Here is a 2,372-nt window from a genome sequence, read left to right on the forward strand (position 1 = left end):
CTCAAAAACATTTGAGCGTTGTATAGTTAAGCCTCTCGGGCAATTAGTATCTGTTAGCTCAACGTCTCGCAACGCTTACACACCAGACCTATCTACGTCGTAGTCTCCAACAACCCTTACTAGCTTATAGCTAGGGAGAACTCATCTCGGGGCAAGTTTCGTGCTTAGATGCTTTCAGCACTTATCTCTTCCGCATTTAGCTACCCAGCAATGCTTCTGGCGAAACAACTGGAACACCAGTGATGCGTCCACTCCGGTCCTCTCGTACTAGGAGCAGCCCCCCTCAATTCTCCAACGCCCACGGCAGATAGGGACCGAACTGTCTCACGACGTTCTAAACCCAGCTCGCGTACCACTTTAAATGGCGAACAGCCATACCCTTGGGACCTACTTCAGCCCCAGGATGTGATGAGCCGACATCGAGGTGCCAAACACCGCCGTCGATATGAACTCTTGGGCGGTATCAGCCTGTTATCCCCGGAGTACCTTTTATCCGTTGAGCGATGGCCCTTCCATTCAGAACCACCGGATCACTATGACCTGCTTTCGCACCTGCTCGACTTGTCTGTCTCGCAGTTAAGCTTGCTTATACCATTGCACTAACCTCACGATGTCCGACCGTGATTAGCAAACCTTCGTGCTCCTCCGTTACGCTTTGGGAGGAGACCGCCCCAGTCAAACTACCCACCAGACACTGTCCGAGACCGCGTTCCGCAATCTTCGTTAGAACATCAAACGTTAAAGGGTGGTATTTCAAGGACGACTCCATAAGCACTGGCGTGCCTACTTCTTAGTCTCCCACCTATCCTACACATCAAAATTCAATGTTCAGTGTCAAGCTATAGTAAAGGTTCACGGGGTCTTTCCGTCTAGCCGCGGGTACACCGCATCTTCACGGCGATTTCAATTTCACTGAGTCTCGGGTGGAGACAGCCTGGCCATCATTATGCCATTCGTGCAGGTCGGAACTTACCCGACAAGGAATTTCGCTACCTTAGGACCGTTATAGTTACGGCCGCCGTTTACTGGGGCTTCGATCAGGAGCTTCTCTTTCGATAACACCATCAATTAACCTTCCAGCACCGGGCAGGCATCACACCCTATACGTCCACTTTCGTGTTTGCAGAGTGCTGTGTTTTTAATAAACAGTTGCAGCCAGCTGGTATCTTCGACTGGTTCAGCCTTCGGAGGTAAACTCCTACAACCTACGCCAGCGCACCTTCTCCCGAAGTTACGGTGCTATTTTGCCTAGTTCCTTCACCCGAGTTCTCTCAAGCGCCTGAGTATTCTCTACCTGACCACCTGTGTCGGTTTTCAGTACGGTTTATAATAGACTGAAGCTTAGTGGCTTTTCCTGGAAGCGTGGTATCAGTTACTTCGTTTCCGTAGAAACTCGTCATCACTTCTCGGTGTTAAGGAAGACCGGATTTGCCTAATCTTCCCACCTACCGGCTTAAACAGACATCCAACAGTCTGCTAACCTAACCTTCTCCGTCCCCACATCGCATCTATTACAAGTACGGGAATATTAACCCGTTTCCCATCGACTACGCTTTTCAGCCTCGCCTTAGGGGCCGACTCACCCTGCCCCGATTAACGTTGGACAGGAACCCTTGGTCTTCCGGCGAACGAGTTTTTCACTCGTTTTATCGTTACTTATGTCAGCATTCGCACTTGTGATACGTCCAGCAAACCTCTCGATTCACCTTCATCCGCTTACACAACGCTCCCCTACCCAACAGTGTTACCACTGATGCCGCAGCTTCGGTGCTATGTTTTAGCCCCGTTACATCTTCCGCGCAGGCCGACTCGACTAGTGAGCTATTACGCTTTCTTTAAATGGTGGCTGCTTCTAAGCCAACATCCTAGCTGTCTAAGCCTTCCCACTTCGTTTCCCACTTAACATAGACTTTGGGACCTTAGCTGGCGGTCTGGGTTGTTTCCCTCTCCACGATGGACGTTAGCACCCACCGTGTGTCTCCTGAGTATCACTCTTCGGTATTCGCAGTTTGCATCGGGTTGGTAATCCGGGATGGACCCCTAGCCGAAACAGTGCTCTACCCCCGAAGGTGTCCGCTCAAGGCTCTACCTAAATAGATTTCGGGGAGAACCAGCTATCTCCCGGTTTGATTGGCCTTTCACCCCCAGCCACAAGTCATCCGCTAATTTTTCAACATTAGTCGGTTCGGTCCTCCAATTAGTGTTACCCAATCTTCAACCTGCCCATGGCTAGATCACCGGGTTTCGGGTCTATACCTTGCAACTCAACGCCCAGTTAAGACTCGGTTTCCCTTCGGCTCCCCTATTCGGTTAACCTTGCTACAAAATATAAGTCGCTGACCCATTATACAAAAGGTACGCAGTCACCCCAT

The 2,372-nt window shown here is 50.5% G+C and carries 1 rRNA gene; it reads right to left on the bottom strand.

Annotated features, from left to right (window positions below):
• Positions 1-22 precede the first annotated feature (22 nt).
• Positions 23-2,372, bottom strand: a 23S ribosomal RNA gene (locus B0187_RS09200); the annotation flags it as partial.

It is taken from the genome of Haemophilus paracuniculus, from assembly GCF_002015115.1.
GTDB lineage: Bacteria > Pseudomonadota > Gammaproteobacteria > Enterobacterales > Pasteurellaceae > Haemophilus_E > Haemophilus_E paracuniculus.